The organism is Micromonospora noduli (genome assembly GCF_003264365.1).
GTDB lineage: Bacteria > Actinomycetota > Actinomycetes > Mycobacteriales > Micromonosporaceae > Micromonospora > Micromonospora noduli.
The window spans coordinates 26,167-51,378 of the sequence record NZ_PYAK01000042.1; the positions used below are offsets into that span (position 1 = coordinate 26,167).

Annotated in this window: 24 protein-coding genes; 12 read left to right on the plus strand and 12 right to left on the minus strand. The window is 72.0% G+C overall.

Going from position 1 to position 25,212, the window contains the following annotated elements:
• Positions 1 to 65: 65 nt before the first annotated feature.
• On the minus strand, positions 66 to 2,579 hold the full coding sequence (locus GUI43_RS24700; protein ID WP_112584661.1) for a DEAD/DEAH box helicase: 2,514 nt from the start codon (positions 2,577 to 2,579) through the stop codon (positions 66 to 68).
• A 112-nt stretch (positions 2,580 to 2,691) separates the two neighbouring features.
• Complete coding sequence (gene trmB, locus GUI43_RS24705; protein ID WP_428842228.1) at positions 2,692 to 3,399, minus strand: tRNA (guanosine(46)-N7)-methyltransferase TrmB; 708 nt, start codon at positions 3,397 to 3,399, stop codon at positions 2,692 to 2,694.
• Positions 3,400 to 3,529: 130 nt separating this feature from the next.
• Between trmB and GUI43_RS24710 the strand changes: the two genes are divergently transcribed.
• Positions 3,530 to 4,300: a hypothetical protein gene (locus tag GUI43_RS24710; RefSeq protein WP_211326756.1), complete on the plus strand. Its 771-nt coding sequence runs from the start codon at positions 3,530 to 3,532 to the stop codon at positions 4,298 to 4,300.
• A 250-nt stretch (positions 4,301 to 4,550) separates the two neighbouring features.
• Positions 4,551 to 5,216, plus strand: coding sequence for a class F sortase (locus GUI43_RS24715; RefSeq protein WP_112699893.1), 666 nt, complete (start codon positions 4,551 to 4,553; stop codon positions 5,214 to 5,216).
• A gap of 19 nt (positions 5,217 to 5,235) precedes the next feature.
• On the opposite strand, the gene GUI43_RS24720 is transcribed toward GUI43_RS24715, so the two are convergent.
• From GUI43_RS24720 to GUI43_RS24735, 4 genes are all read right to left on the minus strand, one after another.
• Entirely contained in the window at positions 5,236 to 6,111 is an 876-nt protein-coding gene (locus GUI43_RS24720; RefSeq protein ID WP_112699905.1) for an alpha/beta fold hydrolase, read from the minus strand.
• Between the two features lie 251 nt (positions 6,112 to 6,362).
• Positions 6,363 to 6,680 carry an antibiotic biosynthesis monooxygenase family protein gene (locus GUI43_RS24725; RefSeq protein ID WP_112699894.1) on the minus strand — a complete coding sequence of 106 codons (318 nt, stop codon included), beginning with the start codon at positions 6,678 to 6,680 and terminating at the stop codon, positions 6,363 to 6,365.
• 17 nt (positions 6,681 to 6,697) lie between these two features.
• Entirely contained in the window at positions 6,698 to 7,495 is a 798-nt protein-coding gene (locus tag GUI43_RS24730) for an exodeoxyribonuclease III (protein WP_112584656.1), read from the minus strand.
• A 37-nt stretch (positions 7,496 to 7,532) separates the two neighbouring features.
• Positions 7,533 to 8,453 (minus strand): proteasome assembly chaperone family protein, encoded by a 921-nt coding sequence (locus GUI43_RS24735; protein WP_091401570.1) that lies wholly within the window; start codon positions 8,451 to 8,453, stop codon positions 7,533 to 7,535.
• Between the two features lie 420 nt (positions 8,454 to 8,873).
• On the opposite strand from GUI43_RS24735, the gene GUI43_RS24740 reads away from it, so the two are divergent.
• The 3 genes from GUI43_RS24740 to GUI43_RS24745 all read left to right on the plus strand — a co-directional run bounded on the left by GUI43_RS24740 (position 8,874) and on the right by GUI43_RS24745 (position 10,792).
• Positions 8,874 to 9,734: a peptidase M23 gene (locus GUI43_RS24740; RefSeq protein WP_112699895.1), complete on the plus strand. Its 861-nt coding sequence runs from the start codon at positions 8,874 to 8,876 to the stop codon at positions 9,732 to 9,734.
• 106 nt (positions 9,735 to 9,840) lie between these two features.
• Positions 9,841 to 9,987, plus strand: a complete 147-nt coding sequence (locus GUI43_RS33985; protein ID WP_167457721.1) for a hypothetical protein — start codon at positions 9,841 to 9,843, stop codon at positions 9,985 to 9,987.
• Between the two features lie 49 nt (positions 9,988 to 10,036).
• Positions 10,037 to 10,792, plus strand: a complete 756-nt coding sequence (locus tag GUI43_RS24745; RefSeq protein ID WP_112699896.1) for an EcsC family protein — start codon at positions 10,037 to 10,039, stop codon at positions 10,790 to 10,792.
• A 19-nt stretch (positions 10,793 to 10,811) separates the two neighbouring features.
• Here GUI43_RS24745 and GUI43_RS24750 read toward each other — a convergent pair whose 3' ends face one another.
• Together GUI43_RS24750 and GUI43_RS24755 are read right to left on the minus strand one after the other, a co-directional pair.
• On the minus strand, positions 10,812 to 11,663 hold the full coding sequence (locus GUI43_RS24750) for a GDSL-type esterase/lipase family protein (RefSeq protein ID WP_112584653.1): 852 nt from the start codon (positions 11,661 to 11,663) through the stop codon (positions 10,812 to 10,814).
• Between the two features lie 120 nt (positions 11,664 to 11,783).
• Positions 11,784 to 12,377, minus strand: a complete 594-nt coding sequence (locus tag GUI43_RS24755; protein WP_112584652.1) for an antibiotic biosynthesis monooxygenase — start codon at positions 12,375 to 12,377, stop codon at positions 11,784 to 11,786.
• Between the two features lie 122 nt (positions 12,378 to 12,499).
• Between GUI43_RS24755 and GUI43_RS24760 the strand changes: the two genes are divergently transcribed.
• From GUI43_RS24760 to GUI43_RS24780, 5 genes are read left to right on the plus strand one after another with little or no spacing between them, the layout of a single operon-like run.
• Entirely contained in the window at positions 12,500 to 12,763 is a 264-nt protein-coding gene (locus GUI43_RS24760) for a DUF6343 family protein (RefSeq protein WP_091401582.1), read from the plus strand.
• A 12-nt stretch (positions 12,764 to 12,775) separates the two neighbouring features.
• Positions 12,776 to 14,191, plus strand: a complete 1,416-nt coding sequence (locus GUI43_RS24765) for an NADP-dependent succinic semialdehyde dehydrogenase (protein ID WP_112699897.1) — start codon at positions 12,776 to 12,778, stop codon at positions 14,189 to 14,191.
• Between the two features lie 52 nt (positions 14,192 to 14,243).
• Positions 14,244 to 15,209, plus strand: a complete 966-nt coding sequence (locus tag GUI43_RS24770; protein ID WP_112699898.1) for a TIGR03885 family FMN-dependent LLM class oxidoreductase — start codon at positions 14,244 to 14,246, stop codon at positions 15,207 to 15,209.
• Positions 15,210 to 15,240: 31 nt separating this feature from the next.
• Positions 15,241 to 16,812 carry a Na+/H+ antiporter gene (locus GUI43_RS24775; protein ID WP_112584649.1) on the plus strand — a complete coding sequence of 524 codons (1,572 nt, stop codon included), beginning with the start codon at positions 15,241 to 15,243 and terminating at the stop codon, positions 16,810 to 16,812.
• Positions 16,809 to 17,066 (plus strand): UBP-type zinc finger domain-containing protein, encoded by a 258-nt coding sequence (locus GUI43_RS24780; RefSeq protein WP_091401591.1) that lies wholly within the window; start codon positions 16,809 to 16,811, stop codon positions 17,064 to 17,066. The genes GUI43_RS24775 and GUI43_RS24780 overlap by 4 nt, the downstream gene beginning before the upstream one ends.
• 4 nt (positions 17,067 to 17,070) lie before the next feature.
• Here GUI43_RS24780 and GUI43_RS24785 read toward each other — a convergent pair whose 3' ends face one another.
• Together GUI43_RS24785 and GUI43_RS24790 are read right to left on the minus strand one after the other, a co-directional pair.
• The gene (locus GUI43_RS24785) at positions 17,071 to 18,321 is read right to left on the minus strand and encodes an HNH endonuclease signature motif containing protein (RefSeq protein ID WP_112699899.1); all 1,251 of its coding nucleotides are present in this window, start codon (positions 18,319 to 18,321) and stop codon (positions 17,071 to 17,073) included.
• A gap of 210 nt (positions 18,322 to 18,531) precedes the next feature.
• Positions 18,532 to 19,461 carry a hypothetical protein gene (locus tag GUI43_RS24790; RefSeq protein ID WP_112699900.1) on the minus strand — a complete coding sequence of 310 codons (930 nt, stop codon included), beginning with the start codon at positions 19,459 to 19,461 and terminating at the stop codon, positions 18,532 to 18,534.
• 280 nt (positions 19,462 to 19,741) lie between these two features.
• Between GUI43_RS24790 and GUI43_RS24795 the strand changes: the two genes are divergently transcribed.
• Positions 19,742 to 20,398, plus strand: a complete 657-nt coding sequence (locus GUI43_RS24795; protein ID WP_112699901.1) for an HAD family hydrolase — start codon at positions 19,742 to 19,744, stop codon at positions 20,396 to 20,398.
• Between the two features lie 66 nt (positions 20,399 to 20,464).
• Here GUI43_RS24795 and GUI43_RS24800 read toward each other — a convergent pair whose 3' ends face one another.
• Positions 20,465 to 23,074, minus strand: coding sequence for a glycoside hydrolase family 9 protein (locus GUI43_RS24800; RefSeq protein ID WP_112699902.1), 2,610 nt, complete (start codon positions 23,072 to 23,074; stop codon positions 20,465 to 20,467).
• A 275-nt stretch (positions 23,075 to 23,349) separates the two neighbouring features.
• Here GUI43_RS24800 and GUI43_RS24805 point away from each other — a divergent pair, with 275 nt between their 5' ends.
• Positions 23,350 to 24,075 (plus strand): PP2C family protein-serine/threonine phosphatase, encoded by a 726-nt coding sequence (locus GUI43_RS24805; RefSeq protein WP_112583436.1) that lies wholly within the window; start codon positions 23,350 to 23,352, stop codon positions 24,073 to 24,075.
• A gap of 8 nt (positions 24,076 to 24,083) precedes the next feature.
• Here GUI43_RS24805 and GUI43_RS24810 read toward each other — a convergent pair.
• Positions 24,084 to 25,212 (minus strand): ATP-dependent helicase C-terminal domain-containing protein (locus GUI43_RS24810; RefSeq protein WP_283016242.1); only part of this gene is annotated, 1,129 nt, incomplete at its 5' end.

Consider the following 25,212-nt stretch of genomic DNA (forward strand, 5'->3'; position numbering starts at 1 on the left):
GGGGTGCGGAAGACGCGACAAAGGGGGCCGTCCGGCGTACGGACGACCCCCTGTCGAGGCGCTCGCTAGAGCTGGCCGACGTCGGTGATCCGCACGACAGCCGCGCCGACCTCGTCCGAGGCCACCAGGTCGATCTCGGCGCTGATGCCCCAGTCGTGGTCGCCGTCCGGGTCGTCGAAGATCTGCCGTACGGTCCACCGCTCCCGGCCCTGCTCGATCATGAGCAGCGCCGGACCGCGGGCGTCCGGCCCGACCCCGATCGAGTCGTACGCCTCGAAGTACGGCGCCAGGGCGTCGGCCCACGCGTCGTAGTCCCAGCCGTCCTCGGCGTCCAACTCGGCGAGCAGGTCCCAGCGGCGTAGAGCGGCCAGCTCGACGCGTCGGAACAGCGCGTTGCGCACCAGCACCCGGAACGCCCGCGCGTTGCGGGTCACCGCCGGTGGCCGATCGGTCAGGGCGGCGTGCGCCTGGGCCACCTCGGCCACGTCGGACGGGTTGCGCAGCCGCTCCCACTCGTCGATGAGACTGGAGTCGACCTGGCGGACCAGCTCGCCCAACCACTCGATGAGGTCGATCAGTTCCTCGGTCTTGGCGTCCTCGGGCACGGTCTGGCGCAGCGTCTTGTACGCGTCGGCCAGGTAGCGCAGGACGAGACCTTCCGAGCGGGTCAGCCCGTAGAACTGCACGTACTCGGTGAAGGTCATGGCCCGCTCGTACATGTCGCGGACGACGGCCTTGGGGGAGAGCTGGTGGTCGGCGACCCAGGGGTGCCCCTGCCGGTACATCTCGTACGCGGCTTCCAGCAGCTCGGCCAGAGGCTTCGGGTGGGTCACCTCGTCGAGCAGTTCGAGGCGCGCCTCGTACTCGATGCCCTCGGCCTTCATGGCGGCGACCGCCTCGCCGCGCGCCTTGAACTGCTGCGCGGAGAGGATCTGCCGCGGGTCGTCGAGGATCGACTCGATCACGCTCAACACGTCGAGCGCGTACGACGGGGACTCGGCGTCGAGCAGCTCGATGGTGGCCAGCGCGAGGGGGGAGAGCGGCTGGTTGAGGGCGAAGTCGAGCTGGAGGTCGACGGTGAGCCGGATCCGCCGGCCGGTCTCGTCCGGCTCGGGCAGCTCTTCGACGACCCCGCCGGCACGCAGAGCCCGGTAGATGGCGATTGCGCGGCGGATGTGCCGGCGCTGCGCGGCGGGCTCCTCGTGGTTGTCCGTGAGTAGGTGCCGCATCGCGGTGAACGCGTCCCCGGGCCGGCCGATGACGTTGAGCAGCATCGAGTGGCTGACCTGGAAGCTGGAGGTCAACGGCTCCGGCTCGGCGTCGACAAGTCGGTCGAAGGTGGGCTGGCCCCAGCCGATCGAGCCCTCCGGTGGCTTCTTGCGGACCACCTTGCGCCGCTTCTTCGGGTCGTCGCCGGCCTTGGCGAGGGCCTTCTCGTTGTCGATGACGTGCTCCGGGGCCTGCACCACGACCCGGCCGATGGTGTCGTAGCCGGCCCGGCCGGCCCGCCCGGCGATCTGGTGGAACTCCCGGTTCTTCAGCAGCCGGGTGCGGACCCCGTCGTACTTGGACAGGCCGGTGAACAGCACGGTGCGGATCGGCACGTTGATGCCGACGCCGAGGGTGTCGGTGCCGCAGATGACCTTGAGCAGGCCGGCCTGGGCGAGGGTCTCCACCAGTCGGCGGTACTTGGGCAGCATGCCGGCGTGGTGCACGCCGATGCCGTGCCGGACCAGCCGGGACAGCGTCTTGCCGAAGCCGGCGGTGAACCGGAAACCGCCGATCGCCTCGGCGATCATGTCCTTCTCGGCGCGGGTGCAGACGTTGACGCTGGTCAGCGCTTGGGCGCGTTCCAGCGCGGCGGCCTGGGTGAAGTGCACCACGTACACCGGGGCCTGCTTGGTCTCCAGCAGCTCCTCAAGCGTCTCGTGCAGCGGCGTCATCGCGTACGAGAAGATGAGCGGGACCGGCCGCTCCGCCGTGCGCACGACGGCGGTGGGCCGCCCGGTGCGCCGGGTCAGGTCGTCGACGAAGCGGGTGGTGTCCCCCAGAGTGGCGGACATCAGGATGAACTGGGCCTGCGGCAGCTCGATGATCGGCACCTGCCACGCCCAGCCCCGGTCGGGCTCGGCGTAGAAGTGGAACTCGTCCATGATCACCTGGCCGACGTCGGCCTTCGTGCCCTCTCGCAGCGCCAGGTTCGCCAGGATCTCCGCGGTGCAGCAGATGATCGGGGCGTCGGCGTTGACGCTGGCGTCGCCGGTGAGCATGCCGACGTTCTCGGCGCCGAAGACCTCGCAGAGCGCGAAGAACTTCTCCGACACCAACGCCTTGATCGGCGCGGTGTAGAAGGTGGTCCGACTGTCGGCGAGGGCCGCGAAGTGCGCGGCGATCGCCACCAGGCTCTTACCCGAGCCGGTGGGCGTGTTCATGATCAGGTTGGCGCCGGAGACGATCTCGATGACCGCCTCTTCCTGATGGGGGTAGAGGTCGAGGCCGCGCTCCTTCGCCCAGCCGGCGAACGCGTCGAAGAGGGTGTCGGGGTCGGCGCTTGTCGGCAGCGCGGCGGTGAGCGTCATAGCCTGTCCATGGTGCCTGGATCATGCCCCGGTACGCCAACCCGGCCCGCACCGGACCCCCGTCCGGGCGTCCCGGACGCGCCGCCGCGTGCCGGTTCGGGCGTTTCGCCGGTCACCGTCGGCGGTACAGCAGGTCGGCGACCGGCCGACCGGCCCTGATCGCTCGCCGCTCGAACTTTGTCACCGGCCGGTGCGCCGGCCGCGGTGCGAAGCCGCCGTACGCGTCCACCAGCTCCGGGTCCGCGTCGAGGGTCTCCCGCATCACGTCGGCGTACTCGGCCCAGTCGGTCGCGCAGTGCAGCATGCCGCCGGAGCGCAGCCGGGACCGCAGCAGCGCCACGTGCGCCGGCTGGATGAGCCGCCGCTTGTGGTGGCGGGACTTCGGCCACGGGTCCGGGAAGAAGACGTGCACGGCGTCCAGCACGCCCTCGGGCAAGCCGCTGACCAGGGACAACGCGTCACCCTGCGCTACCCGCACGTTGCGCAGGCCACCGCGCTCCACCAGGTCGAGCAGGTTGGCGATTCCCGGCGTGTGCACCTCGACCGCCAGATAATCTCGATCCGGGTCGGCAGTAGCCATCGCAGCGGTGCTGTCGCCCATGCCCGAGCCGATCTCGAGCACCACGGGCGCCCGGCGACCGAACAGGTCGGCCAGGTCGACGGGCACGACAGGTCCGTCCGGCACATCCAGGCCGTACGCGGGCCAGAGCCGGCTCAGCGCGTCGGTCTGCCGGTCGCTCATCCGACCCCGGCGGGGGTGGAACGTGCGGATCGTCCGGCTCGCGGGCGGGACGGCGGGGTCATGGTCGGTGGCGGTCACAGCGACCCGAGCGTACGCGACGTCGCCGGCGGATCGGATGTGATGTGCGACCGGAAATGAGAGGATCCAACTGGTACGGCAGGTCGGGTGCTCCACCGCCCGACCCGGCCGCACGGCGTCGAGAGGGGGCATCGTGACAGTGACCCGCGGCGTCGTGACCCTGTCGCTGGTGACCGTGCTGGCCGGCCCCCTGCTGGCCGCCACGCCCGCCCTCGCCACGTCCGCCCTCGCGGTGCCTGAGTCTGCCGCCGTTGCCCTTGCCGCATCCGAGCCTGCCGTCGCCGTCTTTCCCGTGCCCGAGCGGCCTGGTGCCGTTCTTGCCGTGCCCGAGCACGCTGTTGCCGTCGCGCCCGTGCAGGCCGTTGCCGTCGCGCCGGTGCAGGCCGTTGCCGTCGCGCCCGTGCCCGAGCGGGCTGTTGCCGTCGCGCCCGCGCCGCAGCCCGAAGGGCCGCCCGGCGGAGCGCCCCAACCGTCTCCGGCGGTGGACATCTTCGTCGAGGTGAGCCCCAGCACTGTGCAGCCCGGTTACCTGGTCGGCATCCGGGCCAGTTGTCGGGACAACTCGGTGGGCGCCACAGTGGTCTCCGACGCTTTCGGGGCGGTCGGCGTGCAGCCGCAGCGCGGGGTGCTCACCGCCGCGCCGATGGTCCGCGAGCGCACCCGTCCCGGCAACTACCGGGTCAAGCTGGAGTGTCGCGACGGCGAGACCGCCTCGACAATGCTCCAGGTGGTCAAGAAGATCCCCAACCAGCCGAGTCGGGGTCCGGCGACCGGCTTCGGTGGGAGCAGCGGCGGGATCACCGGCAAGCTGCTGCTGCCCGGCGGCGCGGCACTGATCATCACCGGGCTGGTCCTCGCCGTGATGGCGCTGCGCCGCCCCCGAGCCGCCACGCGTCGCTGAGCCCGCCATGACGATCTTCCGCCCCACGCCGCCACCGGCCGGTTCACGCCCGCCGTCGCCCGGTCGTCCCGCGTCGCCGCCGGCCGCTGCCCGCCCGCCGTTCGCCGGCCGCCCCGCCTCGCCGCCCGATGACGTTCGGCTGCCCTTGGACGACGGTTGGCCGGGCGACCGCCCGCCAAGGCCCCACCGCCCGCCGGATCCAACCCGCCCGCCGGATCCAACCCGCCCGTCGGATCCCGACCGCCCGTCGGTGGCCGCGCGCCCGCCGACCGCCGTCGCCCCCCGGCGTAGTCGTCCCTCAGGTCGCAGCCCCTGGTCCGTACCGTTGGCAGTGGTGTTGGTGTTGGCGGGGGTCTTCGCCACGGGGGCCGGGCTGGGCCGTTCGGTAGGCCCGTTCGACCTGGCCCCGACCGGCGGTGACCGGCCGGCCCGCAGTGAGTCGGTCGGGTTGTCGGCCAGTCGGCCGGTGCGCCTCTCGGTGCCGGCGATCAAGGTGACCGCGCCGGTGGCGCCCGTCGGGCAGGCGCGGGACGGCTCGATCGCCGTACCGCCGCTGGAACGGCACAACGAAACCGGCTGGTACGACCGGGGGCCCACCCCCGGTGAGCCTGGCCCCGCGGTGATCGTCGGGCACGTGGACACGAAGACCGGCCCGTCGGTCTTCTACGACCTGGGCAAGCTGCACCCCGGCGACCTGATCGAGGTGGCCCGGGCGGATGAGTCGGTGGTGGTGTTCCGGGTCGACACCGTCGAGCACTTCCCGAAGGACCAGTTGCCCGCCGAGCGGATCTACGGCCGTGACGGGCCACCCGGGCTGCGGTTGATCACCTGCGGTGGGCAGTTCATCGGGGGCCGCACCGGCTACGCCGACAACGTCATCGCGTTCGCCACCCTCCAGTCCTCCCGCAAGTCCTGAGCCGACCCTCGGCCCGGCGTCAGCTCAGGAAGGCCAGGAGTTGGCGGGTGGTCTCGTCGGGGGCTTCCTCCGGAATGAAGTGCCCGACCCCGACCGGCTCGCCGCGTACGTCGTCGGCCCACTCCCGCCAGATCGCGAGCGGGTCGTCGTAGAGCTTCGCGACCTGGCCGCGTTGGCTCCAGAGAAACAGCACCGGACAGGTGATCTTCCGGTTCCCGTGATCCGCCTCGTCCTGCTGGTAGTCCAGCGTCGCGGCGGCGCGGAACTCCTCGCAGATCGCGTGCACGGTAGCGGGGTCGCTGAACTGCTTGACGTACGCCGTCCGGACCTCGGCGGGGAAGGCGTCCTGCACCTCGGGCCAGGTGTCGAGCATGAAGTCGACGAGCACCGCCGGCGCCGCGTCGATGAACTGTTCGGGCACCGGTGCGGGCGCCGCCAGGAAGGACCAGACCCAGTAGGAGAGGCTGAACGTCCGGTCGGCGCGGTCGTAGACGTCCCCGATGGGCACCACGTCCATCACGGCTAGCCGAGTGACGACGTCCGGCTCGTCGAGTGCGAGACGGTACGCGCAGCGCGCCCCGCGATCGTGGCCGACGAGTCCGAACCGCTCGTGGCCCAGGCTCCGCATCACCGCGACCTGGTCGCGGGCGATGGCTCGCATGCTGTACGGCTCGTGATCCGGACTGCTCGGAGGTTTGCCGCTGTCGCCCCAGCCCCGCAGGTCGGTGGCGACGACTGTGTAGTGCTCGGCGAGCCGTGGCGCGACCTGATGCCACATGAGGTGCGTCTCGGGGATGCCGTGCAGCAGCAGAACGGGCGGCCCACTCCCGCCGCGGCGTCCGTGGATCGTCGCGCCGGGCGTGTCGATGTCGAACTCTTCGAAGCCGTCGAACATGGCCGGACCCCGCACCTTCCTGGGACCGCCCAGCGTGAACGGCCTGTGCCGGCGGGCAGGGCGACTGGTGCCCGGCTACCGCTCGGGCCGCTTCGACGCTAGCAACGGAAACGTCCGGCCCGGCGTCCTTTGGCTGAGGCGCGGCCCAGCCCCGCGGTGGTGATCGACAAGGGATCCCTGATGTCGCGGTGTCCCACGGACTCGGACACCCCGGTTTCACTGGACCAGAGTGGATCAGGCCGCGTGGATGGTCAGGGCTGGGGGACGTGCAGCGCCACCTCGAACTCCAGCAGGGTGGCGCCGGTGGAGACCGGGGGACGGGGCTTGTCGCCGGGAGCGGTGGCGTGGGCGGCGCGTGAGGGGCCGGCGGCCCACGCCTGGAACGCTTCTTCGCTCTCCCACTTCGTGTAGACGAAGTAGCGGGTCTCGCCGGCCACCGGGCGGAGGAGTTCGAAGCCGAGGAAACCGGGGGAGTTCTCCACGGTGCCGGCCCGGGCGGCGAACCGCTTCTCCAGCTCCGCGCCGCCACCGGGCGGGACGTCGATTGCGTTGATCTTCACGACTGCCATCTGCCCACCCTAGCCACTCAAAACGTCTCGACCGCCGGGACCAGGTCCACGTCGACCACGATCGGCGCGTGGTCGGAGGGGCCCTTGCCCTTGCGGGCCTCGCGGTCCACGTACGCGGAGCGGACCGCTCGGGCGAACGGCGCGGACGCGTACACCAGGTCGATTCTCATGCCCTTGTTCTGGTGGAACATGCCGGCCCGGTAGTCCCAGTAGGTGAAGGGGTGCGGGCCCTTCATCGGGGTGGGCACGACGTCGCTGAGGCCCAGGTCGCGCAGCGCCGCGAGGGCTGCCCGCTCGGCCGGGGTGACGTGCGTGGAGTGGGTGAAGACCGCCGGGTCCCAGACGTCGGCGTCGGTCGGGGCGACGTTGAAGTCGCCGCAGACCGCCAGCGGCACCCCGCCGGCCAGCTCCGCGTCCAGCGCGTCACGCAGCGCCGCGAACCAGGCCAACTTGTACGCGTAGTGCGGGTCGTCCGGCGTCCGGCCGTTGGGCACGTACACCGACCAGACCCGCACCCCGTCGCAGGTGGCGGAGATGGCCCGGGCCTCGGGCTCGGGGAAGCCGGGTTCACCGGCGAACCCGACCCGGACGTCGCCCAGCCCCACCCGGGACAGGATGGCCACCCCGTTCCACCGGCCGTCACTGTGGCTGGCCACGGTGTAGCCCAGCGCGCCCACCTCGGTCGCCGGGAAGGCGCCGTCCGGGCATTTCGTCTCCTGCAGGCAGACGACGTCCGGCCCGGTGTCGGCCAGCCACTCCAGCAGCCGGGGTAGGCGGGCCTTCACCGAGTTGACGTTCCAGGTCGCCAGGCGCATGCCCCCAGCCTGCCGCATCCGCCGCCGCGACGCCCTGTCAGCTGCCCGGGGTGTCGCCGGGACGGGTCTGTTCGGCCAGGAACCGTTCCAGTTCGGCGCCGAGTTCGTCGGCTGTGGGCAGCGGGCCGGCATCCGGGGCGAGCAGGCTCTTCTCGCCCCGACCTCGGGCGAACGCGTCGTACTGCTCCTCCAGGGCCTGGACCAGGGCCGCGGCGTCCTCGGTCTGCGCGACCTGCCGGTCGATCTCCACCCGGACCACCTCGGCGGCCGAGCGCAGCCCGTCGCCGGGCAGCAGCAGCCCGGTGCTGCGCGACACCGAGGTGAGCAGCACCTCGGCGGCTGCCGGGTACTCGGTCTGCGCCACGTAGTGCGGCACGTGGGCGGCGAAGCCCAGCGCGTCGCGGCCCTGCTCGCCGAGGCGGAACTCCAGCAGGTGACCGACGCTGCCGGGCACCTGGACGCGTTGCAACCAGGGCTCGTAGCCGGCGATCAGTTCGGGGCGGGTGGCGTGCGCGGTCACCCCGGTCGGCCGGGTGTGCGGGACCGCCATCGGGATCGAGTTGAGCCCCACGGTGAGCCGGACGTCCAGCCGGGCGGCGAGCCCGGCGACGGCGGCCACGAAACGCTCCCACTGCAGGTCCGGTTCGGGGCCGGTGAGCAGCAGGAACGGGGTCTCGTCGTCGTCCTGCAGCAGGTGCAGCTCCAGCTTGGGCGCGTCGACGCTCTCCCAGTGGTCCTCGACGAAGGTCATCACCGGTCGTCGCGATCGGTAGTCGAAGAGCTGGTCGACGTCGAACGTGGCGATCGGCCGACCCTCCAGCGAGGTGAGTAGCTGCTCACGCGCCAGTCGGCTGGCGTTTCCGGCGTCCACGAACCCGGTGAGGGCCTGGATCAGGACCGGCTGCCCGAGGTCGGGCAGATCGTCGGTGAGCTGGTAGAGCTCGTGTGGGTCGAGCACCGGTGCGGACCTCCCTGAAATGTGCCTGCGGGGCGCCGTCGCGACGGAGGGCACCCGTTCGGGCAACGTACCCGCCATCCTGGTGCATTCCTGCGTCGGGCGATCCGTTGGCCGGGTGGTGGGCGTGACCGGACCAATCGGCTGTTTACGCCACCAGGCCGAGCCTCCTGGCCGATCGGCCGAGGGGCGGTTCGGCCCAAAGGCCGAGTTTGTCGATCATGTCAGGCTCGGCGGTGGAATGGCCGGCCTTGTCCGGGCCCGTGCCGGTCCGCGTGCGGCGCCAGCTTCATCCGGTACGCGAGGTCCGTTCCCCGGGCGGGTCACCCCGCCCGGGTCGTCCACCAGTGCGGCTCCGATCTGTGTCGAGCGCCACGTGATCACCGTGCGTGATCAGGGTTTTCACCTGCCTAGCCTCGGTTGATGCGTGACGACGGCACCCTCGACGACCCGTACGCCCCGAGTAGGCCCACTGCCGATACGGAGGATGGCACCTCAACCGAACGGACAACCACCGCGAGCCGGCTCCGGGCGTACGCCCGGGACCTGACCGGTCGACGCCGGGCACAGATGGCGCTGGCCACCGGTGTGGTGTGCTGCCTCGGTCTGACCGCCGTCGTCCAGGTTCGTGACGAGAACGCCGATGCGGCGACCCGGAGTGGATCGCTCTCCAGCTCCGAGCTGGCGCAGCGCGCCGAGCAGCAGCGCGCCTCCCGTTCCCTCGACCGCACGGCTGCCCCGAGCGCCTCCGCCGCCGCCCAGTCCGCCGCGGCGAGCCCCGCCGACCCGGACACCAGCGCGCCGGCCCGCAAGGTCGCCCCCGCTCGCCCGACCGACCCGGCGCCCGTCGCCGGGCTGGACGAGGACCAGATGGAGAACGCCGAGGCGATCGTCCGTACCGGCCGCAAGATGGGTGTGCCGCGCCGGGGTCTGGTGATCGCGGTGGCCACCGCCATGCAGGAGAGCAACCTCTACAACGTGGCCAGCGGCGTGTTGCCCGAGTCGCAGGACTATCCGCACCAGGGCGTCGGCTGGGACCACGACTCGGTCGGGTTGTTCCAACAGCGTTCCAGCAGCGGCTGGGGCCCGGTGGAGCGGCTGATGGACCCCGAGTTCGCCACCCGGCAGTTCCTCAGCGCGCTGGAGCAGGTGCCCGGCTGGCAGCGGATGCGGCTCACCGACGCCGCCCAGGCGGTGCAGGTCTCCGCGTACCCGGAGCACTACCAGCAGCACGAGTGGAGGGCCACCCGGGTCGTTGACGCCATCGTGCCGGCGGGGCGGTAACCTACCGCCCACTATGGACGGTCAGGGTTGAGGCTGTCGCATCCCGGGTACATGTGTTGCGGGTTCGGGGTACACATGACTACGGGACCATCGACAGGAGGACGTCATGTCACTGATGCAGCGGATCACCACGTTCCTGAGATCGCCGAAGGGGCAGCAGTTGGTCGAGCGAGGTCGTCGAGAGATGGCCAAGCCGGGCAACCAGCAGAAGCTGAAGGGGTTGGCGGCTCGGCTGTCCAACCGCCGCCGCTGACCGCTCCATCGGCCGCCCTGTCCACCGTTTCCACCCCTGGGGAGACCTGGTGACCGACACTCCGCCCGTCGGCGGTCAGCCCGCCGTCCCTACTCCGCAGCCGTCCGTCGACCTGCCGGCCGGGTCGGTGGACGCCCCCGAGGGTCCGCCGGCCCGACTCTGGGACCGGATGCGTGACGACCCGCAGTACGCGCCGGAGCACCTTGCCCTGGAGGCGGTTCGCCGCCTCGGGCCGGAAGCCGTGCAGTGGGCCGCCCGTGCCCGGGCCGAGCAGCCCGGGGCTTCCGCCGATGTCCTGGCCGACCAGGCGGCCCGCAAGTTCGTCAACCTGGCCCGGCTGTCCGGCGCGGTCTCCGGCGCCGCCGGGCTGCCCGGCGCCGTGATCGACGTGGGCGTGCTGGCCTGGACCCAGGCGCGGATGGTGCTGCACATCGCCGCCGCGTACGACGTCGACCCCCTGCACAATGACCGGGCCACCGACCTGCTGGTGCTCCAGCGGGTGCACAAGGTCGCCGAGAGCGCCCGGCTGGCGCTCGGCGTGGCCGCCGGCCGGGAACGCGCCGACGCGCTCTTCGGCCTGGGCGGCCAGCGTCCGCTCGGTCGGGTCATGCTGCAGCTCGGCATCCGGCTGGCCCAGATGGCCGGCGTCCGGGCCGCGAAGCGGATGGTCGCCAAGATCGTCCCCGGTGCGGCCATCGTGCTCGGCACCTGGGCCAACTCGTCGGCTACAAAGGATCTCGCCCAGCGATCCCGGGCCCTCTACGGCTCCCGCGGCAACGCCGTCCCCGAGCCGCGCCAACCCTGACGGCCCCGTCCGGGCTCGTTCAGCTGGCCAGGCCGGAGGAGCGCCAGGTCACCTCGGCGATGCGGCCCTGACCGGTGGCGTTGGGGTGGAACCAGTCCAGCGGGTTGAGCAGGTCCAGGGTGAACCGGACCTTGTGCAACGCGCCGCCGTCGTGCCGGCACCGTGATCCGTACGCCCGGCAGGCCGCCTTCAACTCGGCGTTGTACGCGTCGATCCGGTCCCGGACGGCGGCCCGGCGGGCCCGGTCGGCGGGTGCGGTCGAGGTCGCGTCGGCCAGCAGGGCGGGGCAGATACCCCGCCGCCACGCGCGGGTCGCCCGGGCGTCGTCGTGCCCGACCTCCCAGAGCCGGTACAGGTCGGGGATGCTCACCACCAGCACCCGGGCTTTCGGCCGGCCGGTCCGCAGGACCCGCAGCCCCCGGTCGACGTCGGCCCGGAACTGGGCCACCGGCGTCATCGCGTCCACCCCACCCCGACAGACGTCGTTGGCGCCGATCAGCACTGTGACGTAGTCGGCGCGGTCGCGTACCGCCGCCTGGGCCTGACCCGCCAGGGCGTCCGCGCGGGCGCCGGGACGGGCATGGTTGTACGTCCGGTCGCGGATCGCCGCATTCTGTTCGAGCAGCCGCCGGTAGTGGCTCTGCACCCGCAGCCCGTCCCCGGTCGACCAGGAGTTGCGCTCGCAGGAGGTGAGCACCAGGCAGGAGGCGAAGCCGGTGCTGATCGAGTCGCCGAGGGCGGCGATGCCGCCCGGCCCGCTCGACGGCGGGGCGCTCGTGGTGGGGCGGGGTTCCGCGGAGTTGCCGCCCTCGCACGCCAGCGCGACCAGCGCCGCGAGACAGGCCAGCGCGGCGACCCAGCGTCGAGGCATGACGTCTCCCGTTCCCGCAGCACAGAGCGACAGCGCGGTAACTCTATGCGCAGGATGTGGTTTGCCGGGAAGTTGCTGTCGGGTATGCGGCAGAGTGCCGACGCGGAAGCCGTGGGGGTGCTATGCGTCCCGCCACGGTGCCCGCTGACCGTGCAGCCACCAGTGCAACGCCCGGGTGATCCGGGGCAGCACCAGATAGGTCATCAGCGGGGTCAGGCAGAGCGTCATCAGCAGCACCCGGGCCGCCAGCGGCACCGCGTCGAGAAAGCGGCTCGTCAGCAGGGTGGCGGTCAGGCTCAGGGGGAAGAACGCCAGCCAGATGGTCACCGCCTGCTTCCAGCGGGGCGGCGACGCGGGCGGGGCCGGCTCCACCGGGTCCACCGAGTGCTCCAGCGGCCTGTCGAACCAGCCCTCGATTCCGGTACGCCGTTCGACACGGGTGTGCTCGACGATGCCCTGCGCCGAGCTGAGCCACCAGTGCCGCTGCGGCGATTCCTCCCACCGGCGCAGCGTCTCGGCGTCGGCGAAGCGGTAGAGCATGTGCCACTCCGGCGAACCGGGGCCGCTCTGCACCCAGCCGGCGCCGAGGAAACCGGGGAACGCCTCGGCCAGCGCCGTGCCGGCCCGCATCCAGGCCACCATCTCGCTGGCCCGGCCGGGATCGACGCGGCGGGCGATGGAGACGGTCACCGGCACGGCGAGGGTCATTGACATGCGCCCATCCTGCGGTCGACGAGGCCGCGGCGCGAACGGATGTGCCGGAGCACACCGGCAGGTGCGGGTGTGCGGGCGCGCGGTACCGGTTAATCCGGCCGATCGGGGGTAGATCGGTGGGTATGACGAGATCGCAGCCCCGGCGCGCCCGTGGCACGGTCGGCCACGCGAACAGCGCGTTGAACCTTCGGCTCACCCTCGCCAGCTTCGGGCTGGTGATCATGGTGCTCTTCGCGGTGCTGGCGTTCTGGGCCGGTATCGCCTGGCTCGGCGTACTCTGCGCGATCTTCGCCGTGGTCGCCGTGGTCGACCTGGTCGTGATCCAGCGCCGCCGCGCCGCCCGCCGCCGCGAGGAGCCGGGCGTACGACACTCGTTGTTCGAGTGACAGGAGGACGGAATGCCCCACATCGCCACCACCAACCCCGCCACCGGACAGGTGCTCAAGACCTATGAGGCGATGTCCACCGAGCAACTCGACGACGCCATCGAGCGCACCGACCTCGCGTTCCACCAGCTGCGGGCGACGACCGTCGACCAGCGCGCCCAGTGGATGAACGCTGCGGCCGACCTGCTCGACGCCGAGCGCGACGAGATCGCCCGGATCATGACCACGGAGATGGGCAAGACGTACGTCGCGGCGCAGGCCGAGGTGACCAAGTGCGCCTCCGCCGCCCGCTTCTACGCCGACAAGGCCCCCGCGTTCCTCGCCGACGAGCCCGCCGACGCCGACGCCGTGAAGGCCACCCGGGCCTTCATCCGCTACCAGCCGATCGGCGTGGTGCTCGCGGTGATGCCGTGGAACTTCCCGCTCTGGCAGGTGATGCGTTTCGCCGCCCCGGCGCTGATGGCCGGCAACACCGGCCTGCTCAAGCACGCCTCGAACGTGCCGCAGACCGCGCTGCTGCTGGAGGACGTGTTCCGGCGAGCTGGCTTTCCCGAGGGGGCCTTCACCACGGTGCTGGTCGACTCGGAGGCCGTCGACCACATCCTCAGCGACCCCCGGGTACGCGCCGCGACGCTCACCGGCAGCGAGCCCGCCGGCCGGTCCATCGCGCAGATCGCCGGGCGGGAGCTGAAGAAGACAGTCCTCGAACTCGGCGGCAGCGACCCGTTCGTGGTGATGCCCTCGGCCGACGTGGACCGGGCCGCCGAGGTCGCCACCACCGCCCGCTGCCAGAACAACGGCCAGTCCTGCATCGCCGCGAAGCGGTTCATCGTGCACACCGACGTGTTCGACGCCTTCGCCGAGAAGTTCGCCGCCAACATGGCCGCGCTGCGCGTCGGCGACCCGATGGACCCGAACACCGACGTCGGGCCGCTGGCCAGCGAGCGTGGCCGCGACGAGGTGCACGCCCAGGTCCGCGACGCGGTGGACAACGGCGCGACAGTGCTCTGCGGCGGCGAGCCGCCGGCCGGCGACGGCTGGTTCTACCCGCCGACAGTGGTCACCGACCTCACCCCGAAGATGCGGATGTGGTCCGAGGAGGTCTTCGGCCCGGTGGCCGGCCTGTACCGGGTCTCGTCGTACGAGGAGGCGATCGAGGTCGCCAACGGCACCAGCTTCGGGCTCGGCTCGAACGCCTGGACCCGGGACCTGGCCGAGCAGGAGCGCTTCGCCACCGACCTGGACGCCGGCAACGTCTTCATCAACGGAATGACCACCTCATACCCCGAGTTGCCGTTCGGCGGTGTGAAGAACTCCGGGTACGGGCGGGAGCTGTCGGCGCTGGGCATGCGGGAGTTCTGCAACACCAAGACGGTCTGGGTGGGCGAGGGCGCCGCCTCGGCCGGCGCCGGCGCGCACGCCGAGTAGTTCGGGGCGCGGCACGCGTCAGCCGGTGCCGTCGTGGGTAGGAAGTGTGCCCATGACGTCGTTCGGGTTTCACGCCTCGCATGAGCAGATCGGTCCACGCGCCCTGTTGGAGGCGGTGATCCACGCCGAGCGGGCCGGCTTCGACGCCGCCATGTGCTCCGACCACTTCTCCCCGTGGAGCGCCCGGCAGGGCGAGTCCGGCTTCGCCTGGTCCTGGCTGGGCTCGGCGTTGCAGGCCACCGGCATGCCGTTCGGCGTGGTCAACGCGCCCGGCCAGCGGTACCACCCGGCGATCATCGCGCAGGCGATCGGCACCCTCGGCGCGATGTACCCGGGCCGGTTCTGGGCGGCCCTGGGCACCGGCGAGGCCAGCAACGAGCACATCACCGGCGACCCGTGGCCGCGCAAGGACGTACGCAGCGCCCGGCTGCGCGAGTGCGTGGACGTGATCCGGGCCCTGCTGGCCGGCGAGGAGGTCAGCCACGACGGCCTGGTCCGGGTGGATCGGGCCCGGCTGTGGACCCGCCCAGAGCAGCCGCCCGCGCTGGTCGGTGCCGCCGTCAGCGTGGCCACCGCCCGCTGGTGCGCCGAATGGGCGGACGGGCTGATCACCGTGAACGCCCCGGTGGCGCACCTGCGCGAGATGATCGACGCGTACCGGGACGCCGGCGGACGTGGGCCGCTGCACCTCCAGGTGCACGTCTCCTGGGCGCCGGAGCAGGCCCAGGCCGAGGCGCTCGCGTACGACCAGTGGCGCAGCAACGTCTTCGCCCCGCCGGTCTGCTGGGACCTGGAGACCGTCGAACACTTCGACGTGGTCTCCACCGACGTGCCGGCGCAGCGCGTCGCCGAGGTGGTGAACGTGTCGGCGGACCTCGGTCGGCACGTCGGCTGGCTGGAGGAGTACGTGGAACTCGGCTTCGACCAGATCGCCCTGCACCACGTCGGGCAGGAGCAGCGCGGCTTCATCGACGCGTTCGGGGCGGAGGTGCTGCCGAAGCTGCGCCCGGGCGGCTGATCGAACAGGCGTACCCCTAGGCTCGTACCCCATGGAAAGCCTGTTTCCGGTCGTCGTCTTCCTGGCGATCGCCACCCTGGGCGCCGCGTTGGCCCGCCGGCTCGGTCTGCTCGCGCCGATCGTGCTGGTCGTCTTCGGCCTGGCGCTCTCGTTCGTGCCAGGCTTCCCGCAGATCGAACTCGACCCGGAGTTGGTGCTGGTCGGCATCCTGCCGCCGCTGCTCTACGTGGCCGCGCTGGAGACCTCGGTGCCGGCGTTCAAGAACAACATCCGGCCGATCCTGCTACTCGCGGTCGGCCTGGTGTTGTTCACCGCGTTCGTGGTCGGGTTGGTGTTGCACCTGCTGTTGCCGCAGCTGCCGTTCGCGATCTGCCTTGCCCTCGGCGCGGTGGTCGCCCCACCGGACGCCGTGGCCGCCACTGCCGTCGCCCGTCGGGTCGGGCTGCCCCGCCGGGTCGTCACCATCCTGGAGGGCGAGAGCCTGGTCAACGACGCGACCGCGCTGGTGCTGCTGCGGGTCGCGACGATGGCCACCGTCGGCTCGGCCGTCGGCGCCGACAAGATCGCCATCGAGGTGCTGCGGTCCACCGGCGGCGGCATCCTGATCGGGGCGCTCGGGGCGCTGGTGTTCGGTTTCCTGCATCGGCGGATCACCGACCCGCTGCTGGACAACGCGCTGTCGCTGATCATCCCGTTCGCTGTGGTGTTCACCGCCGAACACCTGCACGCCTCCGGTGTGGTCGCCGTTGTCGTCACCGGCCTGGTGCTCGGGCACAAGCTGCCCCAGCTGCTGTCCGCGGCGTCCCGGTTGCAGATCGGCGCGTTCTGGCGGCTGGTCCGTTTCCTGCTGGAGGGCCTGGTCTTCCTGCTGGTCGGGCTGCAACTGCGGGAGGTGCTGCGCGATCTCGACGAGCCGATCGGCTCGCTCATCCTGATCACCTTCGCGGTGCTCGGCACCGTCTTCCTGACCCGGTTCGTCTGGCTCTTCCCGGCCACCTACCTGGCCCGGTTGGTGCCCCGGGTCCGCCGCCGTGACGCTCGGCCGTCACCGAAGTTCCCGATCATCATCGGCTGGGCCGGAATGCGGGGCGTGGTGACCCTGGCCGCCGCGCTGGCCCTGCCGCTGACCCTGGCCGATGACGAGCCGTACCCCAGGGCGTTGCTGATCTGGCTGGCCTTCGCCGTGATCGTTTTCACCCTGGTCGGCCAGGGCGCCACCCTGCCGCTGGTCGCCCGTAGGTTGAAACTGCCACCGGACGACCCGGTGCAGGACGCGCTCTCCGCAGCCGCCGTGCAGCAGCAGGCCAGCAGGGCCGCCCAGGACCGTCTCGACGAGTTGGCCGCCAGCGCACCGGATGCGGTGGTGGACCGGCTGCGCCGAGCGGTGGAGGACCGCACCAACATGGCGTGGGAACGACTCGGCGGCGACGAGCGGGAGACCCCGTCGCAGGCGTACGGTCGGCTGCGGCAGGAGATGATCGACGCCGAGCGGGATGTGTTCCGGGCGGCCCGGGACTCCGGCCGGATCCCTGAGGAAGTGTTGGTGCAGGCCTACCGTGACCTGGACCTGGAAGAGTCGTTGCTGCGAGAGGTTGAGAAGTGAGCTGTCAGCACCTGACCGAGGCCGGTGCCGCCGAGCCGCGTACCCCCGACGAGTGCGCGGACTGCGTCGCCATCGGTGACACCTACTGGGTGCACCTGCGTACCTGCCTGAGCTGCGGGCAGGTCGGCTGCTGTGACTCGTCGCCGAACCAGCACGCGAGCAAGCACTTCGCGTCCACCGGCCACCCGGTGATCCGCTCGGCGCAGCCGGGCGAGGCCTGGCGCTGGTGCTTCGTCGACGAGGAGATCGGCTGAGAGGTCACGTTCGTCGGTGGTACTGGTTGCGGCGGGGGAGCCGGTCGGAATCGAGCCAGGCCGGTGGGACGAATTCGGGGTGGCCGTCGCCGCCGAGCCGGACGGTCCACTCACCACGGTGGACGTGTCGGTGATGGTGGCCGCAGAGCAGCACGGCGTTGGCCAGGCTGGTGTCGCCGCCGTCGGCCCAGTGCCGGATGTGGTGGGCGTCGCACCAGCGCGGTGGGCGGTCGCAGCCCGGGAAGGCGCAGCCGCGGTCGCGCAGGACCAGAGCGCGTCGCAGGGGACCGGTGATGAGCCGGCGTTGCCTGCCCACGTCGAGCGTCTGGCCGCTGCCGCCAAGGACGGCGGGCAGGATCGCGGCGTCGCAGGCGAGGCGGCGGACCGTCTCCGGGGTGAGTTGCGGGCCCGTGTCGAGAGTGCCGGCGCCGAGCCGCCGGGCCAACGTTTCGAAGCTGGTGGTGACGACGACCTGGGCGGGTTCGCCGCCGTGCTCGGGCAGCTCACCCGTGCGCAGGGCAAGCCGGCAGAGGTCGGCGAAAGCATCGTGCCGGCGTTGCCCGGGAGAACGCGGATCGTCTGGGCCGGACGGTGCGGTCATTGGGTCGATCGCGGCGCGCAGCAGACCGGCCGCCTCGCCGTCGAGGATGCCGGACAGTCGCAGTCGGCCGTCCCGTAGCTCGGACAGCGTTACATGGCGGTCTCGGTAGGCTCGGCGGGCCTCGGCCTCCATCGCCGCCTCGGCGGCGGCATCGGCGATCTCTGGGGCGACGTGGTCGAGGATCCGGGTGCCCAGCTTGCGAAGCAGGGTCGGCTCGAACTGCCCGGCCCACTCGACCAGGACGCCCACAGCCTTCTCGGCAGCCTCGGCGCCAGCGGCCGTGTGCACTGCGCTGACCGTGTCGGCGATGACCCGGACCTGCTCCACGTCGACCGCTCCGCCGGCCAGCGCGTCCCGCACACCGGCCGGGGCGGCATCGAGCGTCGCGGCCAGCTCGACCAGACGGCGGGCGGCACCAACCCCGAGGCGCAGCCGGTCCCGTAGCCACACGTCCGTCGAGGACGCGCCCTGCGCGGTCGCGATGCCTCGACCCTCCAGCTCCCGCACGAGGGCCAGCTTGACCATGGCCAGGCGTTGTTCGAGTCGGTGCGTGGCGTCGAGTGCCGCGACGAGGTCGTGCTCCGGAAGAGCCCACGCCGACGCGCCAACGCAGCCGGCTACTGCCGCCTCCGCCTGCGCCAACTCCTCCAACATGGACCAACAATAGAACAGGTGTACGACGATTTTCCGGCCCGCGGTGGGCGAGGTTTGGCGGCTCCGGGCGACGACGATGAGCGGCGAGGGTGGGCGGTGACGATGAGCGGCGAGGGTGGGCGGTGACGATGAGCGGCGAGGGTGGGCGGTGACGGTGGGCGGCCCGCCCGGGAGCGACAGCTGATCTTCGGAGGCGCCGGCGTGCCGGGCTCAGCGGCTGGTGCCGTCGACGAGACGTTCGGTGGCGAGGCAGGAGACGAGGCAGCGTTCCTTTGCGTCACCGCTCAGCCGGGCGGTCCAGTCGGTGAGGCCGCCGTCGCCAATCTCCAGGCTGCCGCCCAGGACGGTGATCCGCAGGGCGCAGCCCGTGTAGTAGCCGCGACCGCGAGACCGCTCCGGTTCGTCCACGAGCGGCACCACACCTTTGTCCAGTGCTGGTCGGACGGTGTCGGCCAGCCGCTCCCGGACGGCCTGATCGTCGAAGATGGTGACGTGCAGCTGAGGCGCGGCGGCCGGCGCCAGCTCGGCGAGGACGGTCCGCCAGTAGGTGAGGTGCCGGACCAGCAGCCGGGCCTGGGTGCCTCCCGAGCCGGTGTCCCGGGCGCTGGACACGAGGGCGAAGAGCCGGAAGTGCGCCGACGCGTCGCCGCCGAAGTCCTGCGCCCGCAGCACCCGGTGGGCAGCGGCCAGGTGCACCTCGCTCTGTCGGCGGCGACGTACGGCCGCCTCGATGGCGAGGGCGTTGGTGGGGTCGCTCAGCACCTCGCTGGCGCGCATCGTGGTGACGATCCTGTTCTGGCTGACCGGCGCGACCGCCGAGCAGGTGCCGACCGGTACGACCGGCGACAGCTCCACTCCGGCGACGTCGGCGGGCAGCAGTTGCCACATCCGGGCCTCCACCCGTGCGAGCGCGCGCGGGTCGGCGCGGGCTGGTCGGACGAAGCGGTCCTCGCGCCACCGTCGCACCACCTCGGACGGGCGCGCGGTCGCCACCCGGTCGCGGGCCACGCTCAACAGCAGACTGCGCAGGTCTGCGCTGGACAGCCCGGACAGTGCGCTGCGGGTCCCCGCCGGCATCGCCGCCCACACTCGACGCTCCGCGCCAGGCAGTTCGTCGCCAACCAGATCACCACCACCCATGGCATTACCATGGCTCACTCGGCGCGACCGATCCATCGGTTTGCGGCGGGCCCGATGATTCGTCCACGTCATCAGCTCGACAGCGTCAGCCGCAGACACGCGGCCCGACCGCTCCGAGCGGCCTCCTGGCGGCGAGCGGCATGCCCTCGATCACTTGATGGGCAGTAGCGGAAGCCTCGGCGTTCCAGCTACCCACCATCAAGTGATCATGGAAGCCTGCTGGCCGCATGTACCCCCGTCTATGCTTCACCGATGGTGCGAGCGTCAACGGGGGACGGACATGATCGACACGGTGATCTTTGATGTTGGTGGGACCATTCTCGACGAGTCCCACGAGTTCGCTGCCTGGGCCGACTGGCTCGGCGTGCCCCGGCACACCTTCTCGGCGGTCTTCGGTGCGGTGATTGCCCGGGGTCTGGACTATCAGGAGACGTTCCGGGTCTTCCGGCCCGACTTCGATCTCACCGTGGAGTTGGAGCGTCGGGCGGCTGCCGGCCAGCCGGAGTCGTTCGCCGAGGAGGATCTCTACCCGGACGCGCGGGGGTGCCTGGGGTCCTTGAAGGACCAGGGTCTGGTCGTGGGCCTGGCCGGTAACCAGCCAGCTCATGCCGAGGCGACCCTGCGCGATCTCGACCTTCCGGTGGACGTGATCGGCACGTCGCACGGGTGGGGCGTGGCGAAGCCGTCACCGGCGTTCTTCGAGCGGGTCGTCGCCGCGGGCGGTGGTGTCGCGTCGTCGATCCTGTACGTCGGCGACCGGCCGGACAACGACGTGCGCCCGGCCCTGGAGGCGGGCATGAAGACGTGCCTGATCCGACGCGGTCCGTGGGGGCACATCCTCGACCCCTCCACAGTGGCAGAGCGGTGCCTGTTCCGGATCGACTCGCTGGACGAACTCCCGAGCCTGGTGGCGAAGCACAACGCGACCGGCGGTTGACCCGCCGGCCGCGCTGATCGTGCGGTCCCGGTGACCGCCCGGGAAGGGCGGCCACCAGGACGTCGGTCAGGTCAGCGAGCAGGCCGCTCCGTTGACAGTGACCAGGCCGGGCCTCGGGTTGGCGCCGCCGCCTGTCGTCGCGTTGAAGCCGAACGTCACAGTGCCGCCGGGTGCGATCTTGGCGTTGTACGACTCGTTGCGCGCGGTCACCGTCGCGCCGGACTGGGTGACCTTCGCCAGCCACGCCTCGCGCACCCGCTGGTCACCGGTGAACGCGAAGCGCACGCTCCAGCCGTTGACGGCGGTGGCGCCCGTGTTCTGGATGGTCAGCTGCCCGGTGAACCCGGTGCCGCCCTGCCAGGCGCCGTAGTTGGAGTAGCGCGCCGTGCAGGTGGTGGCCGGCACCGCCCCGGCGTCACCCTGGTCGGCCAGGAACGAGGAGATCCAGGCCAGCGCCGAGTTCCAGTTGATCGCCACCTCGTTGGTCGAGTACGAGTTGATGTCGTCGACGTAGCAGAACATCGGCTCGCAGCCGGCGAGCAGTTGTGCCACGAACGGGTCCTGGAGGGCCGCGTTCGGGCCACCGGCGAGGGAGCCGGCGGGCGGTCGGGGCAGGTTCGGGTCGAGCTGGTGGCCGAAGATCCGGCTGTGCTGGTTCTGCGCGGCGTGCTCACCCCACCCGGTGACGTAGGAGATGTTCAGGGCGTTGCGGCCGAGGATGTAGTCCATTGCCTGCACGGCGCCGTCGCGGTAGACGGGGTTGCGGGTCAGGTCGAACGCGGTGGCCAGCACCACCGCGTTGTTGATGACGTTGCTGTTGCCGCCCCAGAAGTAGCTGTTGGCGTCACCGGGCATCGGCAGCCCGTACGCCTGCCGGCGCAGCTCGGCGAGGTACGTGTCGGCCGCGGCGGTGACCGAGGCGCGGACCCGGGCCAGATCGGCGGCGGGCAGCCCGTTCGGCACGGTGGCCAGATCGAGTCGGCCCAGCGCGGCCACGCTCTGCCAGCCGAAGCCCCGGGCGTCGAACACGTTCCCGGTGTGGTGCGGTGAGGCGGTCAGGTCGGCCAGGTAGTTCTGCGCTCCGGTGGTCAGGTACAGCTCGGCCGCCGCCCAGTAGAACTCGTCGGTGACGTTGCTGTCGTCGTACGCGCCGCCGCCGGTGCCGTCGGTCGGGCTGGCGTACACCGCCGGGTGGGCCTTGGCCGCGGCGTAGGCGGTCTTCGCGGCGGTGCCGCAGCGGGTCGCGAACGCCGCGTCGTAGGGGGCGAAGAGCCGGGCGCACTGGGCGGCGGTGGCGGCCAGGTTGAGGGTGGCCGCGGTCGACGGTGGGTGCAGCTCGCGCGGCTGCGGGTCGTCCTGCGGCGAGAGGGGCAGTCCGGTCCAGTTCTGATCGTGGATCTTGTGGTGGACCATGCCGGCGAGCGGCTTGCCGGCGGGCACCTGCATGCGCAGCAGGAACTCCAGCTCCCAGCGGGCCTCGTCGAGGATGTCCGGCACCCCGTTGTCGCGCTCGGGCACCCGCAGCGTGCTGTCGGCGAGTTCTGCGCCGCCGTTGGCGGTGGCCGCCGTCTTGGTCCGCTCGAAGGTGTTCAGCAGCTGGTAGGTGGCGATGCCGCCGTTGACCACGTACTTGCCGTGGTCGCCGGCGTCGTACCAACCGCCGCGCACGTCGAGGGAGTAGTCGCAGACACCCGGCTGGCAGGGCACGTTGGTGTCGCCCTGGTTGGGTGCGACGCCGAGGTGGCCGGCGGGTCGGGCGTACTCGTCGCCGATCAGGTCACCGTCGATGGCGATGCCGCTGCGCTGGGCGTAGAAGAACTGCAACGAGTCGGAGCGCAGCTGGTCGTAGAGGGCGCCGGAGATGTCGAACGGGTGGCTGGTCTCGCCGTCCACGGTGAGCGTGAGCCCGGTGCCGGGGGTGCGGTAGCTGGAGAAGTCGACCGTCTGCACGTTCTGCCCGGAGGCGGCGTCGACACCGCGAGCGGTGGTGGTGCCACTGGCCACGACGGCGCCGGCGGCGTTGCGCAGCTGCCAGGGCAGCGCTTCGGTGGCCTCGGTGACGACAGTGGCGTTCTTCGGGCCGCCGGGGAGGTAGCCGACCTGGTTGACGCGCACGCGTGGCCCGGTGTCCGGCTCGTACGGCTCGGGTGGCTCGCCGCCGCGCAGCGAGACGTCGTCCAGGCAGATGGTCTGCGCCTGGACGGAACCGCCGACCTGGAAGATCAGTTGGGCGCTGGGGTTGTCGTCCGGGACGGTGAAGGTCTGCTCGACCCGCTGGAGGGTGCCGGTCGCGGTGGCGTCCACTGCCGCGTACGTGGTGTACGGGGCGCTGCCGAGCTGCAGCACGGCCTTGACCGCGGCGCCGGGGGTGGCGGAGACCGCGAAGCCGAGGGTGTATTCGGCGCCGGCGATCAGCGGTACGCCGTCCTGGCCGATGCCGGCGTCCCACGGGTTGGCCAGCCCGCCCGCGACGGTGGTGCAGAGCTGGCCGTCGGTGACCGCCAGCGCGCCGGTGCCGAAGGAGAACCAGGGGCTGACCCCGGCGCTGAAGTCGCCGTTGTCGATCTGCTCGGGGGCGTCCGGTGGTGGGTCGGCGTGGGCCGCGCCGGCGCCCGCGCCGGTGAGGGCCAGAGTGGTCGCCGCAGCCAACAGGAGGCGGCGTCGGGATGGCGTCACGGGGAGTCCTTCCGGGACGGAAAGTGGGACGTTGGTGGTGGCACTGTGATGCAAAGGGAAGCTGGGAGCGCTCCCAGGTATCGGCTCGATGTTTCCAGTGCCGGTACGCCATGTCAATTGATCTGGTTGGATGGGTTTCAGCATCCGACGAGGGCGGTCAGCCCGAGCGGCGCCTCCCGACGCGCCGCCTCCCGAACGTGAGATTGGCCGCGCCACGCGCCGTCGTCCTGATCTCCTAGAGACAACTGCGCCCTTCGCCTGGCAGGCTGCCTCCCATGACCCTGAAGCTGCGTTCCGTGGGAACGAGCGACCGTGGGCTGATCCGCAGCGGAAACCAGGACGCCCTGCACGCCGGCACCTGGCTCGTCGCCGTCGCCGACGGCATGGGCGGAATGGCCGCCGGCGACCTGGCCAGCGCCCTCACCATCGACGCGGTCGCCCCGCTGGACGTGGAGACACCCGAGGACGCCCTGGTGGCCGCGCTCGAAGGTGGCATCGCACTGGCCACCTCCCGGATCCGACAGGCGGTCGCCGAGGATCCCGAGCGCCAGGGCATGGGCACCACGCTGACCGCCCTGCTCTTCGCCCGTACCGGCAGCTGCCTGGCACTCGCGCACGTCGGCGACTCCCGGGCCTACCTGTTCCGCGAGGGCGTGCTCAAGCAGGTCACCCGGGACGACACGTTCGTCCAGATGCTGGTGGATCAGGGCGTGATCACCGCGGACCAGGCCAGCAGCCACCCGCGCCGGGCCGTGGTCACCCAGGCGTTGCAGGGTGACGAGGTCTCCCCGTCGTACGCGACCATGGTGCCCCGGGCCGGCGACCGGTGGCTGCTGTGCAGCGACGGCCTCTCCAACGTGGTCCGTCCGGACACCCTCACCGAGGTGCTCAGCGGCTATCCGGACCGGGACGCCTGCGCCGCCAAGCTCATCGACCTGGCCCTGCACGCCGGCGCGCCGGACAACGTCACAGTCGTGGTGGCCGACGTCGTCGAGGAGTAGGCCGGCGCTCAGCGCCGACGTGGCGTGGCGTGCCGGGTGGGTGTCGCCGTTCCCGGATCCTCCGGCCACGGGTGCCGGGGATAGCGCCCGCGCAGCTCGGAGCGGACCTGCGGATAGCCGGTACGCCAGAACGACGCCAAATCGGCGGTGACCGCCACCGGGCGGCCGGCGGGGGAGAGCAGGTGCAGCAGCACCGGCACCCGACCGTCGGCGATGCGGGGGGCCGCCGGCCAACCGAACGTCTCCTGGAGCTTCACGGCGAGCACCGGCGCGGCCGGGTCGCCGTAGTCCAGCCGGATCCGGGAACCACTCGGCACCTCGATCCGCTCCGGGGCCAGCTCGTCGAGGCGGGCGGCCTGCGCCCAGGGCAGCAGCCGACGCAGCGCCGACGGCACGTCCACTCGCGCCAGGTCGGCCCGGCGTCGTGCCGCGGCCAGCTCCGGGCCCAGCCAGGTCGGCGCGGCGTCGAGCAACGAGTCGTCGCCGACCTCCGGCCACGGCTCGCCCAGGTGGTGCCGGAGGAACGCGAGCCGCTCGCGCAGCGCCCGAGCCGCTGGCGTCCACGGCAACAGCCCCAGCCCGTCCTGGCGCAGGCCGGTCAGCAGCGCGGCGGCCACCTCCGCCCGGTCCGGCCGGTCCAGCCGCCGCTGGACCAGCTCGATCGCGCCCAGCCGGGTCACCTCCCGGGCCACCACGTCCCCGTCCGACCAGCCGACCTCGCGGCCGGTGCGCAGCAACGGGCCGGCCGCCTCCCGGGCCGTCGCCTCATCCACCGGGGAGGCCCGACGGATGCGGGCCGACGGCGCGCCGGGGGTGCGGTCCGCGACCGCCACCGCCAGCCAGTCGGACCCGGTCAGCCCCGAGCCGGCCGCCAGCTCCGCTGCGGTCCCGCCGGTCATCAGGTACGCCGAACCACCCGGCCGCCGCACCCGTGCCAACCGTTCCGGGTACGCCAGACCGACGAGCAGCCCGGCGGCGAGATCGTCGCTCAGTCCACCCGAGCCGGCGCGGCCGGCGGCGTCGGCGCGGCCCTTCGGCGGGGCGCCGGCAGGCAGCGCGGCGCGTAGCCGGCGTACCTCGGTGCGCCAACGAGCGGTTGCGCCCGCGTCCACGCCGGTGCGCAGCCGACGCCAACCG